Origin of the sequence: Labrys sp. WJW, from assembly GCF_001676615.1 — a bacterium.
In the GTDB taxonomy this organism is placed as follows: Bacteria; Pseudomonadota; Alphaproteobacteria; order Rhizobiales; family Labraceae; genus Labrys; species Labrys sedimenti.
Window position 1 is genome coordinate 143,774 of record NZ_LYXZ01000027.1, and the last position, 16,650, is coordinate 160,423.

A 16,650-nucleotide genomic window follows, 5' to 3' on the forward strand; every position below is an offset into this window, starting at 1 on the left:
CGCCGGAAAGAGCGGGCGCCAAGCTGCAGGGCGATCGGCACTCCGCCCTTTCGTCGTTCAGGCAAACCAGCCCTTTTCGGCGACCCGCTGGTCGCACATGTCCAGGCGGGGATGAGGAGCCACGCCCATCACCTTTTGTGAATAGCCATCAAGATAATCGCCGACCGCGTAGCACACCATGCCGCCGTCATCATGGATCAGGCGCTGCATGTCTGCGTACATCTGTGCGCGTTTGGCCTCATCCGTCTCGACGCGGGCCGCGATAAGCAGCCTGTCGAATTCAGGCCTACGCCAATGCGTGTCGTTCCAGGAGGAGGTTGAGAGGAATGTCTGCGAAAGCTGCATGTCGACATTCGCGCGGCCGCCCCAATAGACCGCGCAAAAAGGCTCCTTGAGCCAGACGTTCGACCAATACCCGTCGCCAGACACGCGCGTGACTATCAGGTCGATGCCCGCCTGCTTCATCGCTTCCTGATAGAGCACGCCAGCATCGGTCGCGCCGGAATAGGCGCCTTCCGAAACCTTGAGCTCGAGCTTCGGCGAGCCGGCCTTCTTGTAGTGGAAAGCCGCTTTGCCCGGATCGTAGAGTGTCTGCGGCACATCCTTGGCATAATATCGGTGCGACGGACTGATCGTGGTGTCGTTGCCGATGGTTGCGTAGCCCTGGTAGACGGTGTCGACGATCTTCTTCCGGTCCATGCCGTATTTCAGCGCCAGGCGCAGATCGCCGCTGGTGTAGGGATCTGCATCGCACAAGGCCACGAAAGCAAAGCGGTTCCCGGTGCCCTTGCTCTGAACGATTTTGGAATCGGGCGACGACGTCATGATATCCATCGTCTTGGCATCGAGGCGGTTGATGGCATCGACCTGGCCAGCGAGCAGGGCCTGCATACGGGCAGTAGCGTCCGGAATGTATTGCAATTCGATGGCGTCGAAATTGCCACGGCCCGACTTCCAATAATTTCCCGTGTTCTTCGTGACAATGCGGATGCCAGGCTCGAAGGTCTCGAGCTTGTAGGCGCCCGTGCCGTCGGGCCTGGCGAAGTTGTTGAAATTGTTCGGCACGCACAGAATATGAAAGTCGGTCAGGTTGTAAGGCAGATCGAGATTGCCGTCCGAGAGCGTGATCTGAATCTGATGCGCCGACAGTTTCTTGACATCGGCGATGGAGCTCAACACCGCCTTGGCAGCCGATTTGGTATCTCCCCGGTGCAGATTGATCGAATAGATCACGTCATCTGCGTCGAGGGTTTTGCCCGAGTGGAAGGTCACGTCTTTGCGTACGTTGAAGATCCACTCCCTGGCGCCGGGCTTGGCCTCCCAGCTTTCAAGGAGTTCGCCCTTGGGCAGGCCGTCGTCACCGATTTCGACCAAACCGTTGCAGATCTGGTAGCCGCAGGAGATCGGAATGGAGTCGTCGGTGGTGCGCGGATCGAGACTGTCCGAATTCGAACCGCCTTCCATGCCCAAACGCAGCGTCCCGCCCTTCCTGGGCATGCCGGCCGCTTGGGCCGGGGCGCCAGGCAGGCCAAGGCCTCCTAGACTGAGGCCGAGCGCCGCGGCACTTTTCATCAATTCACGACGATCGAGGATCAAGCTCGAGCCTGCGTAATGTGTCTTTTTATTCGTCATGTCGGCGTTCCCCTAGGCAGCTCCGAAGAGCGAACAATTTTGTGGTTCAAGCTATCGCAAAAGGTCTTCCTCAAACGGGAAGCGGGACAGCAACTCAGTCCCTGTCTCAGTAATCAAAAGCTGCTGCTCCAGCTTAACGCCCTCACGCCCTCCCTCGAGACCGATATAACTCTCGACACAGATCGTCATGCCGGGCACGATTTCTCCGTCATATCCAGAGCCCGGGAAATCTGCTTCATGGTATAGATAGGGATACTCACCCGTCATCCCGCAACCATGGGCGGACAAATAGTAACGATTGGCGTAGTACTTCCCGGGAATGTCCCATGCTTCCCTCGCATAGTCGCGAAAACTCATGCGAGGACGGAGGATCGCCATGTTGTGGTGCAATTGCTCATGGGCGACCTTGTAGAGCGTCCTTTGCTCGTCCGTTGGTTTGGCCGGCCCGGAGTGGAATGTTCGCGAGAAGTCCGAATAGTAACCGTGGCACCCGACCACATCGGTATCCAACGCGATCAATTCATTTGAACCAATCAGGCTCTCGCTGGTCTCCTGGAACCAGGGGTTCGTTCGCTCGCCCGCGCTGAGCAGGCGCGTTTCGACGTAATCGCCGTTCTGGGCAATGATCGAACGATGAAGGACCGACCAAAGCTCCACCTCCGTCAGACCAGGGCGAATTGCCGCCCGCAGTTCCGCCACGCCCCGTTCGGTGGCACGAAGGGAGGCGTTGACACATTTCAGTTCTTCAGCGGATTTGACCGATCGTGCGAGTTCGACGGGATATTGTGCGTCCACGACCCGCATGCCGCCGGCATTGAGCTCGATGGCAACGCCGGCGTTCATCCGCTCGATGCCGACCGTTGCCCTGGGACCAACCAATTTCGAAATCTCAGTGGCCATGTCGCGAGCCCACCTTCGCTCGGCCTCCGCGATCTTCGGGCCGGCCGCGACAAAGCTGGCGGTCCGTGCCGGGCGGACCTCGCCGACGGTCTCCAAGCCATCGGCCAGATGCATGCAGCCGGTGAATTCGTAGAGGATCGAGCGGTCCTGGGTGAGCAGCAGGTACCGAGACGGTGCATTCCGCATGGAGAACACCTGCATGTTTCTCGCACCCGTCGCGTAACGAATATTGACGGGATCGGAGAGGATGAGCGCGTCGACGTTCTGCCTGGCCATTTCCGCCCGGACGCGCCCCAGGCGATATCCCCGGACCGCGACAAGATCGATGCCTTCATCCGCCGGTTCACGGTCAAGCTGGGCCAACCCATTCAAATCGCCGCGATCCGCGTGCCAATACAACTCGGCCATAACGCCCTGCCCCTCACTAGAATGATTATTAAGTGATTGAATACAGGAAAGTTTTTTAGCCGTAATCCCTTCAAATTTTCCCAGAAAATGATAACCTGTGGTTATGCTCCGTTACCGCACTCGGCTGCCGCCGCTGGACACGCTCGTCTTTTTCGAAGCCGTCTTTCGACTGCGAAGCTTTACGAAGGCTGCGGACGAACTGCTTGTGAGCCAGGCTGCCGTGAGCAAGCGAATCCGGCAGCTCGAGGATTGGCTCGAGACCTCTCTATTCCTCCGCGACGGCCACAAGCTATTGCCGACCCAAACTGGAATGATACTGGGCGAATGTGCAGGTAATACCCTGCAATTTCTCGATCAGACTCTCGGCAATCTGCGTGTCCACGGTGATCCTGTGGTTCGCATTGGATCGATGACAGCAGTCGGTATGTTTTGGTTGCAGGGCAGATTGCGCAATTTCGCGTTTAGCAACGAGGCCTGCCCCTATAGTCTTACGCTGAGCGACACGCCTGGCGACTTTCTTACGGGAGGATTCGACCTGGTGCTTGTCTACGGTGACGGAGACATGCCGGGTTGGCTCATCCATCGATTGTTCGACGAGGAGCTTGTTCCCGTCGCCAGCCCGCAAGTTGCCGATGCTTTTGGGCGCGGCGACATCCGAGCGCCGCGACTTGACTATCGAAGAATGGCTCCGGATTGGGTGAACTGGCCAATTTGGAGCAAGCAGCGCAGCGTTCCAGCTCTGGATGCCCTGCCCCGACAGCTCTGCTCCAGCTACGCACAGTCGATTGGCTTGGCGCTCGACAGCAAGGGCGTCGCTTTAGGAAGTCTACCCATGTTGCAGGAGGAACTCGATGCAGGGCGACTGGTCCGCCTGCCAGTCGAGGGACTGCGGACACAGCGGGCCTACTGGCTCGCCAGATTTGAAACGCAATCGCCCCATAAAGGGGTTCTGGCTGCGTGGAACGCGCTCACGAAGGCGCCCTAATCGAGCTACCGCCGGTGGCGCGAGAAGTATGTGGGCCTGATGCCTGCCGGGATGAAGCGTCTGCGCCGACAGAAGGACGAGAATGCCCGGCTGAAGCGGATCATGGCCGCCCCTCAGCATCTTGCTGCGCAATGAAGCCGCAGACGGAAATGCGCACAGATCAGCCTGATCGCCGCAACCGGTTTCATGCAGCCTGGCTGTTGCCGATCGACAGGCGCATCGTCTCGCGCGCTGCAGCAAGGTGGGCCCGGCAGGTGCGCTCGACTGCGCCGACATCGCGGCTGAGGAGGGCGTCGATATAATCGAGATGCTGGTGGATCGCCGCAATGTTGCGGGCTTTCTCGTCCACCTTGTTCCACTGGTAGTGGTAGTGGAAGATGATCGAGATGATCTGATAGAATTCGACGACGAAACGGTTCTCGGAGGCATCGTAGATCAGGCGATGCAATTTCTCGTCGAGGGCCGAGAAATCGTGGAACCGGGTCTCCGCCATGGCCAGAAGTATCACATGCTCCTCGCGGATCGCCCTGATCTGCGCCCAGATCGGTGCATCGGCCGGCAGGGTCGCCACCTTCCGCGCCGAACTCAGTTCGAAAAGCTCACGGATTTCCGAAAGCTCGGCCGCAAAATCAGTGGTAATTCCTCGGAAGATCCAGGTGCTGTTGGGTCGCTGCACCAGCAGGCCGTAATGCCGCATCTGCTGGAGATATTGCCGCACCATCGTGGTTGATACGGAAAACTGGCGCGAGAGCTGTGCAACATTGATCGGGTTGCCCGGACGGATGTCGGCACGCAGGATCCATTCCATGAACGAGCGCTCGACCTGGACGGAGCGCTGCTCGGTCTCCTCCTCGGGAAAATAATCGCTTGGCCGGGGACGGCGCAGGACATCACGCTCCCGCAGGATCCCGGCCTGCTGCAAATCAACGATCGCCGTTCGAAGAGTCGTGCGGCTGATCTGCAGTTCCTGCGCGAGCCTGGCCTCGGGTCCCACCAGACACTCGATTGCCGGATCGGCCAGCCGATGCAGCAGGCCATTATAGGCCTTCTTGTAGACGCTCTTCGATCGCATGGCGCCGCCACTGGTTTATTAGACATTTTAAACCGATTGACGCAGCCCTACCGCGTCGCCATCGTCCCGGTCAAGGGCCATGCCCTGCAAGAACAACGGGATCGCCCCGCTGTACCGCTTTTGGTGCAGACAAGCGGATCCTGCCAGGAAGGCAACGTCTGACGAAAGGGCGCCGTTCGCGCACCGCATGACCTATCAGTTCGACTTCACATCATTGCTGCCCTATTGGCGGGATTTTGCCGAAGGCGTGTGGCTCACGCTGCAGCTTTCCGCGTGGTCGACACTGCTCGGCTTCGTCTGCGGCACACTCTGTGCGGTCGCCCGCACCGATGGCGCGCCTTGGCTGCAGCGTCTCGTCGGCGGCTATGTCGAGGTGATCCGCAACACCCCACTGCTGGTCCAGATCTTCCTGATCTATTTTGGCATCGCAGTGCTCGGCATCCATCTTTCCGCCAACCTGGCGGCGGTGCTGGCGCTGGTGGTGAACATCACCGCCTATACCTGCGAAATCATGCGGGCCGGCATCGAGTCCGTGCACAAGGCGCAGATCGAGGCTGCCGATTGCCTCGGCCTCAGCCGCCGCCAGACCTATTGGCACGTGATCCTGCGCCCCGCAGTGGAGCGGGTCTATCCCGCCCTGACCAGCCAATATGTGCTGCTGATGCTGGCGTCCTCGATCACCTCCCAGATCTCGGCAGAGGAGTTGACGGCCGTCACCAGCCGCATCCAGTCCGATACCTTCCGCAGCTTCGAGACCTACATCGTCACCGCCCTGCTTTATTTGCTGCTTTCCTTCGTCGTGCGTGGCGCTTTCTGGGCGTTTGGCATGCTGATCTTTCCGCGCAAGCGCCGATTGGGGACATCGCTGTAACATGCCGAGTTTCGGGCTCTATCATCTGGTCTTCCTGCTGCAGGCCGCCTTGTGGACGCTGGCCCTCTCGGCGCTCGCCTTCATCGGCGGTGGCATCCTCGGCTTCGGCATCGCGCTGGCGCGCATTTCCGACAGTCGCATCCTGCGCCTGCTTGCCTCCTCCTATGTGCAGATCGTGCAGGGCACGCCGCTGCTGATCCTGCTCTTCCTGATCTATTTCGGCCTGGCAATCTTCGGCCTCGATCAATTGCCGGCCCTCGTCGCTGCCGGCATCGGCCTGACGATCTACGCTTCCGGTTTCCTCGGCGAGATCTGGCGCGGCTGCATCCAGTCGGTGCCGAAGACGCAATGGGAGGCGGCCGAATGCCTGGCGCTGACGCGCTGGCAGCGCATGACGCGGGTGATACTGCCGCAAGCCCTGCGCATCGCCACCGCTCCCACCGTCGGTTTTCTGGTGCAGATCGTCAAGAACACCTCGCTTGCCTCGGTGGTCGGCCTGGTCGAGCTCAGCCAGGCCGGCAAGCTGATCAACAACTCGACCTTCCAGCCCTTCAGCGTCTTCATCTGCGTCGCGGCGCTCTATTTCATCATCTGCTACCCGCTCTCGGTCTGGAGCCGGGGGCTGGAGAGGAGGCTCAATGTCGGCCGTCGTTAAGCTCGACAACGTTCACAAGAGCTTCGGCGCCGTCGAGGTGCTGAAGGGCATTTCCTTCGAGGTCGGCCGCGGCGAAGTCGTCGCCATCATCGGGCAGTCTGGCTCGGGCAAGTCGACGGCATTGCGCTGCATCGACGCGCTGGAGGCCATTCAATCTGGCACGATCGACGTCTGCGGCCATCAGGTTCACAGCCCGGCGCTCGACAAGCGCGCGCTACGCCGCGATGTCGGCATCGTCTTCCAGAGCTACAATTTGTTCCCCCATTTGACGGCGGAACAGAACATCATGCTGGCACCGGTCTGCGTGAAGTCGCTGTCGAAATCCGCCGCGCGCGAACTGGCCCGTGACTGCCTGCGCAAGGTGGGACTGGAAGCCAAGGCCGATCACTATCCCGAGCAGCTCTCGGGTGGCCAACAGCAGCGCATCGCCATCGCCCGCTCGCTGGCGATGCAGCCCAAGGTGATGCTGTTCGACGAGGTGACCTCGGCCCTCGACCCCCAGCTCACCAGCGAAGTGCTGAAGGTGATGGAGGATCTCGCCCGCGGCGGCATGACCATGATCCTCGTCACCCATGAGATGGGCTTTGCTCGCCGCGTGGCGACCAACGTCATCTACATGCATCAGGGCCAGGTCTGGGAACAGCTGCCCGGCAGCCGGCTGGCCGATCCGACCACGCCCGAACTGCGCGACTTCATCGCCAACGAACTCTAAAAACAAGCAAAGGAAGGGAAACGACATGAAACGCAGGCAATTCCTGCTGGCCGGCGCTGCCGTGCTCTTCGCGCCGGCGGTGGTGCGCGCCGACACGCTCGACACCATCCGCGGCCGCAAGAAACTGATGATCGCGCTCGATCTGGGCTCCCCGCCCTATGGCACGATCGATGCGGCCATGAAGCCGACGGGCGCCGATGTCGAGACGGCCCAGTTGCTGGCTGCCGACATGGGCTTCGACCTCGATATCGTGCAGGTCACCAGCCCCAATCGCATCCCCTTCCTGCTGACGGGCAAGGCCGACATGGTCATCGCCAGCTTCAGCGTCACCGATGAGCGCAAGAAGGTCATCGATTTCTCCGATCCCTACGGCGTGATCCAGTCGGTGATCGCGGCCAGGAAGGACATCACGATCAAGGACGATGCCTCCCTCGCCGGCTTGCGTGTCGGCACCACGCGCGGCAGTTCCAACGACAAGGAACTCACCTCGCGCGGCACCAAGGCCGAGATCGTGCGCTACGAGGACGACGCCACGCTAGTCACGGCGCTGGTATCGGGGCAGATCGACATCATGGCGACCTCCCCAGGCATCATGCAGACCGCCAACACCCGCGCACCCGGCGCGCCCTATGAGATGAAATATGTCCTGCGCGTCTTTCCCTATGCCATCGGCCTGCGAAAGAACGAGGAGCCGCTGCGCACGGCGCTGAACGAATGGATCCACACCAATCTGCGCAACGGCAAGCTCAACGCCATCTACAAGAAATATGTCGGCGCCGACCTGCCGGCGGAAATGCTCAAGTGACATGAAAGCCCTGATGATCGAAAGCGAGGGGCGCACGCGTTTCCATGACGTGGCGTCCCCTCGGGAAGGCGATGGCGAGATCCGGGTGGCCGTACGCCATGTCGGCCTGTGCGGTAGCGACCTCAACACCTATCGCGGGCTCAATCCGCTGGTGCAGCTGCCCCGCATACCCGGCCATGAAATCGGCGGCGAGGTCATCGCGGCCGGCAGGAACGTGCCGTCGGAGTTTACGCCCGGCAGACGCGTCATCGTCATGCCCTACACCCATTGCGGCCGCTGTGCCTCCTGCCGCAAGGGGCGCACCAATGCCTGCCGCTACAACCGCACCCTCGGCGTGCAGCAGGATGGCGGACTGGCCGAGGAGATCGTGCTGCCCGCCGCCAAGCTGATCCTCAACGACACGTTGGCGCCGCGGCATCTGGCGCTGGTCGAACCACTCTCGGTGGGCTTTCACGCCGTGGGGCGCGGCCAGGTGGCCGCGGGTGAGCGCGTGGTCGTGCTCGGCTGCGGCATGATCGGCATGGGCGCGCTGATCGGCGCCGTCGCCCGTGGCGCCGAGGTAATCGCGGTCGACATGAGCGCGGAAAAGCTCGCCCTCGCCCGGCGTTTCGGTGCGGCGTACACCATCGACGCCAGCGCGCAGGACGTGGTTGCCGAAGTCTCGGCCCTGACGGGAGACGATGGGGTGGACATCGCCATCGAGGCCGTCGGCCTGCCGGCGACCTTCACCCAATGCATCACCCTCGCCGGCTACTCCGGCCGTGTCGTCTATGTCGGCTATTCCAAGGCGCCGGTGACCTACGACACCCAGCTCTTCAATCTGAAGGAGCTGGACATCAGGGGCTCGCGCAACGCGACGATCGAGGACTTCCGCGCGGTGATCGCCTGGCTCGAAGGCATCGGCGACGAGGCCGATGCGCTGATCTCGCGCATCATCCCCTTTGCGGAGGCAGAGGAGGCCCTGCCCTTCTGGGACGGCAACCGGGACAGTCTGAAGGTGGTGGTGGCGCGATGAATCTGCAGCAGGCTTTCGGACTGGCGGGCAAGACCGCCCTCATCACCGGCGGGGGGTCGGGCCTGGGCTTGGCCATCGCCCAGGCGATGGCCGCGGCGGGCGCCAAGGTCATTCTGGCGGGCCGGCGTGCCGAGGTGCTCACCGAAGCGGCCGCCGGCATTGACGGCGCCGTCTGCGAGACGGTGGACCTGGCCGAGGTCGACACCCTGGCCGGGTTCGCGAAGAACGTAGAGACGCGGCATGGCAAAATTGACATATTGGTCAATAATGCCGGCAACACCATCAAAAAGCCGTTCGAGGAGACGTCTCTGGCCGAGATCGACCAGGTGCTCGACGTGCATCTGCGCGGCGCCCTGGAACTCACGCGCACCGTCATCGCCGGCCAGGCCGCGCGCGGCGCCGGCAATGTCATCTTCACCGCTTCGATGACGTCCTTCATCGGCCAGCCCTTCGTGATGGGCTACACCGTGGCCAAATCGGCCCTGCTCGGCGCCGTGCGCGGGCTCTCGGCGGAATTTGCCGCCCGCGGCGTACGCGTCAACGGCGTGGCCCCGGGCTGGATCGATACGCCGCTCTACCGCAAGGCCACCGACAGCGATCCCCAGCGCCGGGCCAAGATCCTCGGCCGTATCCAGATGAACCGGGTCGGCACGCCCGAGGAGATCGGCTGGGCCTGCGTCTTCCTGGCCTCGCCTGCCGCCAGCTACGTCACCGGCCAGACGCTGGTGGTGGATGGCGGCGCCCTAGTTGGTTTTTGAGAAGGAGTAAAGTCCATGCCGATCGCGACCAAGCGCAGCGACGAAGAAACCTTTGCACTGCTCAAGGAACGGTTGTTCACGGCCGTCGTCGGCGACGTGCTCGACGTGATGGGGCTGCGCAAGCAGTTCCTACCAGCCGGCATCGGCCCGCTGCAACAGCCGATGCGCATCGCCGGCCGCGCCATGCCGGTGCTGGAAGCCGATATCTTCGCCGAAGGCACCGAGCTTTCGGCCGGCCCGCTCGCCAGCAAGCCCTTCGGCATCATGCTCGAGGCCCTCGACGACCTGAAGCCGGGCGAGGTCTATGTCGCCTCCGGTTCCTCCCTGCGCTATGCCCTGTGGGGCGGGCTGATGTCGACACGCGCCACCCATCTCAAGGCGGCCGGCGCCGTGCTGAACGGCTATGTACGCGATGCGGCCGATATCGAGGCGCTGGGTTTTCCGACCTTCTGCCGCGGTGTCTACGCCCAGGATCAGGGCGTGCGCGGCAAGGTCATCGATTTTCGCACCGCGATCGAGATCGAAGGCATCCGCGTTGCTCCGGGCGATCTCGTGTTCGGCGATCGCGAAGGCGTCCTGATCATTCCGCGCGAGGCGGAGGAGGAAGCCATTGCCCGCGCCCTGGAGAAGGCCTCGACGGAGAACCAGGTCGCCGTCGCCATCCGCAACGGCATGAGCGCCTGCGAGGCGATGGCGACCTTTGGCGTGATGTGAGGCCACAACCATGCAGCTGGACCCTCGCCTGCTCCATCTCTCGCCGCTCGACAATGTCGTCGTGGCGCGCGAGAGCCTGGCAGCGGATACCGTGCTGATGCTCGACGGCCAGGCCTTCACGCTGGCCGCAGCCGTGCTGCGCGGCCACAAGATCGCCTGCCGCGCCATCACGCCCGGCGAGAAGATCATGAAATACGGCGCACCGATCGGCTCGGCCATCCAGCCCATCGCACCGGGAGAGCACGTGCACCTTCACAACATCAAGAGCGACTATACGGCGACCCACATCATCGGCTCGCCCGAGGCAAAGGCAGAGTGATGCAAGGCTATCTTCGCAGCGATGGACGCAAGGGCATCCGCAATGTCGTCGCGGTCGCCTATCTGGTGGAATGTGCCCATCACGTGGCCCGGGAAATCGTGCGGCGCTTTCCCGACCAGCCCGTCCACCTGATCGGCTTCCCCGGCTGCTTTCCCAATGCCTATGCCCAGCGCATGATGGAGCAGCTTTGCACCCATCCCAATGTCGGCGCGGTGCTGCTGCTGTCGCTGGGCTGCGAGAGCTTCAACAAATATTCGCTGGCCGAGGCCGTCGCCTCGACGGGCAGGCCGGTGGAGACGCTGACCATCCAGGCCAGCGGCGGCACGCGCAGCACCCTGGAAGCGGGATGCAACTGGGTCACCGAGCAGCTCGACCTACTGGCAAGCCAGCCCACCGTGCCCATGGCCCTCGACGAACTGGTGGTCGGCACGGTCTGCGGCGGCTCGGACGGCACCAGCGGCCTGACCGGCAATCCTGCGGCGGGGCGGGCCTTCGATCACCTGGTCAAGGCCGGCGCCACCTGCATCTTCGAGGAGACGGGCGAACTGATCGGTTGCGAGGAGATCATGGCCGCGCGCGCCGTGACCCCCGCCCTCGGCGAGGCCCTGCGCCAATCCGTGGCGAAGGCCGCACGCTATTATGCCACGCTCGGCTATGGCAGTTTCGCGCCGGGCAATGCGGATGGTGGCCTGTCCACCATCGAGGAAAAGTCGATGGGCGCCTACGCCAAATCGGGTTCCTCACCCATCTCCGGGCTGATCAAGCCGGGCGATGTTCCCCCGCGCGGCGGCCTCTATCTCATGGATGTCGTGCCGGACGGGCCGGTGCGGTTCGGCTTTCCCAACATTTCCGACAATGCTGAGATCGTCGAGATGATCGCCTCGGGCTGCCATCTCGTGCTCTTCATCACCGGGCGCGGCTCCGTCTCCGGATCCGCCCTCTCGCCCGTCATCAAGATCTGCGCCAATCCCGATACCTATCGACGCCTCGAAGAGGACATGGATGTCGATGCCGGTCGCATCCTGGAAGGCCGCGCCTCGCTGGACGAAGTCGGGGACGAGATTCTCACCCTGATCCAGGATGTCGCCTCGGGCGCAATGACGAAATCGGAGGAACTCGGCCACCAGGAGTTCATCCTCACCTACAAGGCCTTCGAGCCGATCGGTCCTGCCTGCCTACCGACCCGCTGAGGCGGCCGGCAGGCAGCCGCCGCGTTAGGAAATCAGGTCGAGTCGGATTCTGATTTTCGGGGGCTTATTCAAAAAAGATATGCCCCTATCGGCGTCTATCACGAAGACATTTCTCATGAATTTGGTCGACACGAGGGGACGCTCCCTGGGAGCTCACTGAGCGGCTTATCTCGATGGCGGCACGGGAGAACATCCATATCATAGCGGGCCAGGCGGAGAGCGCAGGCGGGCGCCATCATAACACGGCAGTGCTTGCCGACCACGAAGGGCTCATCGTCGCGATGAAGGCCATCTGCCCGGCCAGCCGCGTCATCACCAGCCGGCGGCAGCCACGCCGGCGATGAGCCGGTCGGGCGGCCCGCGATCACCTCCCTCAGGCTCCAGCCGACCAGGAGGATCGTGCAGAACCCCAAGCGGAGTCCTGCACGAAAGGCAGGCGGGTCACGCAGTTCCCGTCTTTTCCAGGAGGTGGAGCAGGTCCGGATGATGCTTGGCAGCAACATCCGGATGGGAGCGCAGGCGGCTCTTGAGATGGTTGATGCCCACCTCCCGGAAGATGGGATTGAGCGGGTCGACCGTTACGCCGCGCTCGCTGCGCTTGAGCTCTTCGGGCAGCGGGATAACCGGTATCCTGGCGTGATAGCGGGCACCGAGGAAGAAGGCGACCGAAAAGCGCTCCGTGCCGCTCGGCGGCGTCACGACGTCATGAACGTCGGCGCGCACGAAACCGTTCGTCGCCATTTCCAGAAGCTCGCCGCTGTTGATGACGAAGGTGCCGGCTACGGGCGGGGCATCGATCCACACGCCTGCTTCGGTGCGAATGCGCAGGCCCGGCGTCGTATCCTGCAGCAACACGGTGACGAAGCCGCCATCCTTGTGCGCGCCGACCCCCTGGTCGCTGCCGGCGGCCTCGCGACCGGGGTAACGGATGATCTTGAGAAGCTGCGAGGGCGAGGGTTCATAGATCTCGGCAAAGGCGTTCTCAGGTTGGCCGAGCGCAAGTGCCATCGCCTTCAGCACGTCGATGCCGATGCGCGTGACCTCCGCCTGATAGCGCAAGAGCAGCGGCTTCAGCTCCGGCAGTGCTTCCGGCCATTGGTTCGGACCATAAAGCCGGTTCCACGGCGTGTCGGGCCCCGCCTCGACAGGCTCGCCCTCGGTGTTGATGTCGAGCTGCTCGCGCCAGTCCCGTTCACCTCGCGTACGCTCGTAGCCGGCCCGGTTATAACCGCGGAAATGCGGAGACCTCACCATCTCGATCTTCAGCTTCTCGTCCTCAGGCAGTGCGAAGAAACGCTTTGAGGCAGCGAGCACGTCATCGATCAGGCGCTGGGGCACGCCATGGCCGGTCATGTAGAAGAAGCCATGGTCATGCAGAACGCTGGTCAATTCCTCGATGAAGGCTTCCCGTTCGGCCGGAGCACCGTAAAAGCGCGAGAAATCGACTGTCGGCAAATGGGCCGCTTGGGGGCGGGTCGTCATGTCATGGCTCCTGGAAAGCAGGTCTGGTGGTCGTGGTGGTGGCCGGCACGATAGTCGTCGTTGGGCGGATCGTCATGCCGGCGATGAGCGATATCGGAGGATCGAGGTTGAAATGATGATCTGCGGACGACGGCAACGGCAATGCCCCACTGTCGGCCGCACGGGTTTCGATGATGCAGTCAGCGGCGATGCTCGAGGGCCCGGACCAGGCGATCGCCGAGCGTCTGGAGAAGCTGCACCAGAACGACGAGCACGACGATGGTCGCAAACATCACCTGGTTGTTGAAACGTTGGTAGCCATAACGGATAGCGAGGTCGCCAAGCCCGCCTCCGCCGACGACGCCGGCCATGGCCGAAAAACCCACCAGCATGACCACGGTCAGGGTCACCCCGGCCAGGATTGCCGGCAGCGCTTCCGGCAGGAGGACTTTTTCGATCACATGCCGCAACGTACCGCCCATCGCGAGCACGGCCTCGATCCTGCCCTTCTCCACCTCCGCCAGCGCCGCTTCGACGATACGGGCGAAGAACGGAACGGCGCCAATGGTCAGCGGCACGACCGCCGCCGTGCTGCCCAGGCTGGTACCGACGATCAGCCGGGTCAGCGGTATCAGGGCGATCAGCAGAATGACGAAAGGCAGCGAGCGCCCGACATTGACCACGAGCCCGATCAAGCTGCTGAGCCAGGGCGCGACGACCAGCCCACCCTGCCGGGTCACGAACAGCAACACACCGAGTGGTAGCCCGACGGCTATGGTCACCAGAGCGGACAACGCGACCATATAGAGGGTTTCGCCGGTCGCATTCACCACGAGCACCAAGAGTTCAGTCCAGCTCTGGGGTGTCATATCAGCTCCGCCCGAACGCCGCGGTCATTGAGGAAGTCGAGGACGCCCGCAAGATCGAGCCCTCCTTCGGGGCTGCGGAAGCCGACCCGCAGGCGGCCTACGCGCTGTCCCGCGATGGTTTCGACTCCGCCCCCCAGCAAGGTCACGCCGATGGAATGCTGCTGAGCCAGGGTGCTGAGCACCGGCGAGGCCTCGACCGCGTCGACGAAGGTCAGCTCGGCCATGGCTTCATCGCTCCTGTCGCCCCATGCGCAATCCGGCAGCAGAGCGCGGCCGAGCAATGACGCGGGATCGGCGACGAGCGTGGTGAGCGGGCCTGCTTCGACGACCCTCCCCGCACTCAGCAGCGCGGCAGAATCGCAGATCGCCTTCACGACACCGAGCTCATGGGTAATCAGCACGATGGTGACGCCAAGCCTTGCATTGACGTCTCGCAGCAGGTTCAGGATGGACCCCGTGGTTTCGGCATCCAGGGCGCTTGTCGCCTCGTCGGACAGCAGGACATCCGGCTCGGCGGCCAAGGCCCGCGCGATCCCGACGCGCTGCTTCTGCCCTCCGGAAAGCTGGGAGGGAAAGGCCCGGGCCTTCTCCGCCAAACCGACCAAGTCGAGCAGTTCCTCGACCCTGCGTCGACGTGCCTCGCGCTTGATCCCGAGAATTTCCAGCGGCACCGCGACATTGTCGGCAACATTGCGCGAGTGAAGCAAATGAAAATGCTGGAAAATCGTGCCGATGCGCCGGCGTTGCCGCCGCAATTCGCTCGGTGGTAGCGCGGTCAGATCGCGGCCGCCGACGATGATGCGGCCGACGGTCGGCCGTTCGAGCAGGTTCAGGCATCGGATCAACGTGCTCTTGCCAGCCCCGCTGCGCCCAAGCACGCCGAAGACCGCTCCCTTTGGAATATCGAGCGTGACGTCGTCGAGCGCCACAAACTCGCGGCTACCCTGCGCATAGACCTTACGCAGCTTCTCAATGCGGATCATGATGATTTCCGATCGCCACGGCAAAGCCCCGCCGCGATGCGGCGGAGCCTCGGCCCAATATGGCCAACCGTGTCAATTGTTCACGGGAATGACGGAGCCTTGATAGTGCTCGCGGATGAACTTGGCGACTTCCGGGGATGTCAGCAGCTTGGACAAGCGAGCGATCCTGGGATCATCCGCCAGCTTCGGCGTGGTGACCAGGACATTGGCGTAGGGATTGCCTTCCGCATTCTCCAGTCCGAGAGCGTCCTTGGCCGGGCTGAGACCGGCTTCCAGGGCGTAATTGCCGTTGATGACCGCAAGGTCGACGTCATCCAGCGAGCGAGGCAATTGCGCTGCCTCGATTTCGAGTATCTTGAGGTGCTTTGGATTGCCTGCGATGTCCTGCGGGGTGGCAGCTTGCTTGTCGGGTGCATCAAAGCCTGCCTTCAGCCTGATCAGCCCCTGCGCCTGCAACAGATAGAGCGCCCGGCTGAGATTGGTGGCGTTGTTGGGCACAGCCACGGACGCTCCGTCCGGCACCGCCTCGAAGCTCTTGTGCTTGCGGGAATAAACCCCGAGCGGCTCGATATGAACCGTCGCGGCAACCGCGAATTTCTGGCCCAAGGCCTGTTCCTGTGACCGCAGATAGGGAACGTGCTGAAAGTAGTTGGCATCGACATCGCCGCTGGCGAGCAGCTCATTCGGATTCACGCCCTGGCTCAACTCGACGATCTTGAACTGGAAATCCGGCGCCAGCTTCTGGACGAACGCGAGTATCTCCGTATGGGGGACAGGATCAGCCGCGATACGAAGAGGGGCGTCGGCGGCGAATGCGGACAAGCTCAGCGCCACGGGCATGATCGCGATCGCTGCGATCCTTGCAAGGCGCGTCGTCAAGATACGGAGCATTGAAGACCAATCCTTCTGCTGGTCGGGTTTAGTGGAAACGGGCAATTTCAACCTCTGCGGCCCCAAAGGGGTGCGAGAAGTTTGCCGTGAGCAAAGCCATGTGAGGTCTGACCCGTCACGAGTTCCGTCGATATTCGTGTTCCAGGCGCATGGCTGACCAAAGGCGCGCGGAAGATCCGGAATAGGGCGGGATGAATGAGCATCGAGACAGGCAAGCGTGATGGCGAGAGGCGACATGCACCGCGCTGCGAATGCACGCCTTCCCGGGGGAAGCGGCAGTCGAGTCGGGACGTATCGATCTTTTGTATATAAAATCTATTAAATTAATAGACAAATAAAATTCTTCATGGGAAGAGGGAGCCTCAATCACAAGCCCGGTCGCCATGCAGCGCTCTGGCAAGAGAGCCGAA

The 16,650-nt window shown here is 62.5% G+C and carries 17 protein-coding genes; 10 read left to right on the forward strand and 7 right to left on the reverse strand.

What is annotated here, in order from left to right:
* Nucleotides 1-57 precede the first annotated feature (57 nt).
* Both BA190_RS17995 and BA190_RS18000 read right to left on the reverse strand, forming a co-directional pair.
* Nucleotides 58-1,632, reverse strand: a complete 1,575-nt coding sequence (locus BA190_RS17995) for an ABC transporter substrate-binding protein (protein ID WP_068290321.1) — start codon at nucleotides 1,630-1,632, stop codon at nucleotides 58-60.
* Between the two features lie 51 nt (nucleotides 1,633-1,683).
* Nucleotides 1,684-2,940: a Xaa-Pro peptidase family protein gene (locus tag BA190_RS18000; RefSeq protein ID WP_068290322.1), complete on the reverse strand. Its 1,257-nt coding sequence runs from the start codon at nucleotides 2,938-2,940 to the stop codon at nucleotides 1,684-1,686.
* Nucleotides 2,941-3,043: 103 nt separating this feature from the next.
* Between BA190_RS18000 and BA190_RS18005 the strand changes: the two genes are divergently transcribed.
* A complete protein-coding gene (locus tag BA190_RS18005) occupies nucleotides 3,044-3,925 on the forward strand; it encodes a LysR family transcriptional regulator (protein WP_068290324.1) in 882 nt (293 codons plus the stop codon).
* Nucleotides 3,926-4,109: 184 nt separating this feature from the next.
* On the opposite strand, the gene BA190_RS18010 is transcribed toward BA190_RS18005, so the two are convergent.
* Nucleotides 4,110-4,997: an FCD domain-containing protein gene (locus BA190_RS18010; RefSeq protein WP_068290331.1), complete on the reverse strand. Its 888-nt coding sequence runs from the start codon at nucleotides 4,995-4,997 to the stop codon at nucleotides 4,110-4,112.
* Between the two features lie 187 nt (nucleotides 4,998-5,184).
* Here BA190_RS18010 and BA190_RS18015 point away from each other — a divergent pair, with 187 nt between their 5' ends.
* Genes BA190_RS18015 through BA190_RS18055 form a run of 9 tightly spaced genes read left to right on the forward strand, consistent with a single transcriptional unit; the run spans nucleotide 5,185 to nucleotide 12,036 of the window.
* Nucleotides 5,185-5,868, forward strand: coding sequence for an amino acid ABC transporter permease (locus BA190_RS18015; protein WP_068290334.1), 684 nt, complete (start codon nucleotides 5,185-5,187; stop codon nucleotides 5,866-5,868).
* 1 nt (nucleotide 5,869) lies between these two features.
* Nucleotides 5,870-6,523 (forward strand): amino acid ABC transporter permease, encoded by a 654-nt coding sequence (locus tag BA190_RS18020; RefSeq protein WP_068290336.1) that lies wholly within the window; start codon nucleotides 5,870-5,872, stop codon nucleotides 6,521-6,523.
* Nucleotides 6,507-7,235, forward strand: coding sequence for an amino acid ABC transporter ATP-binding protein (locus BA190_RS18025; RefSeq protein WP_068290338.1), 729 nt, complete (start codon nucleotides 6,507-6,509; stop codon nucleotides 7,233-7,235). Before BA190_RS18020 ends, BA190_RS18025 begins: the two co-directional genes overlap by 17 nt.
* Nucleotides 7,236-7,260: 25 nt before the next feature.
* A complete protein-coding gene (locus tag BA190_RS18030; RefSeq protein ID WP_068290340.1) occupies nucleotides 7,261-8,040 on the forward strand; it encodes a transporter substrate-binding domain-containing protein in 780 nt (259 codons plus the stop codon).
* A 1-nt stretch (nucleotide 8,041) separates the two neighbouring features.
* Nucleotides 8,042-9,055, forward strand: coding sequence for a zinc-binding alcohol dehydrogenase family protein (locus BA190_RS18035; RefSeq protein ID WP_068290343.1), 1,014 nt, complete (start codon nucleotides 8,042-8,044; stop codon nucleotides 9,053-9,055).
* Nucleotides 9,052-9,813 (forward strand): SDR family NAD(P)-dependent oxidoreductase, encoded by a 762-nt coding sequence (locus BA190_RS18040; RefSeq protein ID WP_068290345.1) that lies wholly within the window; start codon nucleotides 9,052-9,054, stop codon nucleotides 9,811-9,813. The genes BA190_RS18035 and BA190_RS18040 overlap by 4 nt, the downstream gene beginning before the upstream one ends.
* Before the next feature lie 15 nt (nucleotides 9,814-9,828).
* A complete protein-coding gene (locus BA190_RS18045) occupies nucleotides 9,829-10,527 on the forward strand; it encodes an RraA family protein (protein ID WP_068290351.1) in 699 nt (232 codons plus the stop codon).
* Nucleotides 10,528-10,537: 10 nt separating this feature from the next.
* Nucleotides 10,538-10,846 carry a UxaA family hydrolase gene (locus BA190_RS18050; protein ID WP_068290353.1) on the forward strand — a complete coding sequence of 103 codons (309 nt, stop codon included), beginning with the start codon at nucleotides 10,538-10,540 and terminating at the stop codon, nucleotides 10,844-10,846.
* Nucleotides 10,846-12,036: a UxaA family hydrolase gene (locus BA190_RS18055; protein ID WP_068290355.1), complete on the forward strand. Its 1,191-nt coding sequence runs from the start codon at nucleotides 10,846-10,848 to the stop codon at nucleotides 12,034-12,036. The genes BA190_RS18050 and BA190_RS18055 overlap by 1 nt, the downstream gene beginning before the upstream one ends.
* Before the next feature lie 441 nt (nucleotides 12,037-12,477).
* Here BA190_RS18055 and BA190_RS18060 read toward each other — a convergent pair whose 3' ends face one another.
* The 4 genes from BA190_RS18060 to BA190_RS18075 form a co-directional block, all read right to left on the reverse strand.
* The gene (locus BA190_RS18060) at nucleotides 12,478-13,518 is read right to left on the reverse strand and encodes an isopenicillin N synthase family oxygenase (RefSeq protein WP_068290359.1); all 1,041 of its coding nucleotides are present in this window, start codon (nucleotides 13,516-13,518) and stop codon (nucleotides 12,478-12,480) included.
* A gap of 179 nt (nucleotides 13,519-13,697) precedes the next feature.
* Nucleotides 13,698-14,366, reverse strand: coding sequence for a methionine ABC transporter permease (locus BA190_RS18065; RefSeq protein WP_068290361.1), 669 nt, complete (start codon nucleotides 14,364-14,366; stop codon nucleotides 13,698-13,700).
* Nucleotides 14,363-15,349 carry a methionine ABC transporter ATP-binding protein gene (locus BA190_RS18070; protein ID WP_068290363.1) on the reverse strand — a complete coding sequence of 329 codons (987 nt, stop codon included), beginning with the start codon at nucleotides 15,347-15,349 and terminating at the stop codon, nucleotides 14,363-14,365. The genes BA190_RS18065 and BA190_RS18070 overlap by 4 nt, the downstream gene beginning before the upstream one ends.
* A gap of 72 nt (nucleotides 15,350-15,421) precedes the next feature.
* A complete protein-coding gene (locus tag BA190_RS18075; RefSeq protein ID WP_245314802.1) occupies nucleotides 15,422-16,477 on the reverse strand; it encodes a MetQ/NlpA family ABC transporter substrate-binding protein in 1,056 nt (351 codons plus the stop codon).
* Between the last annotated feature and the right edge of the window lie 173 nt (nucleotides 16,478-16,650).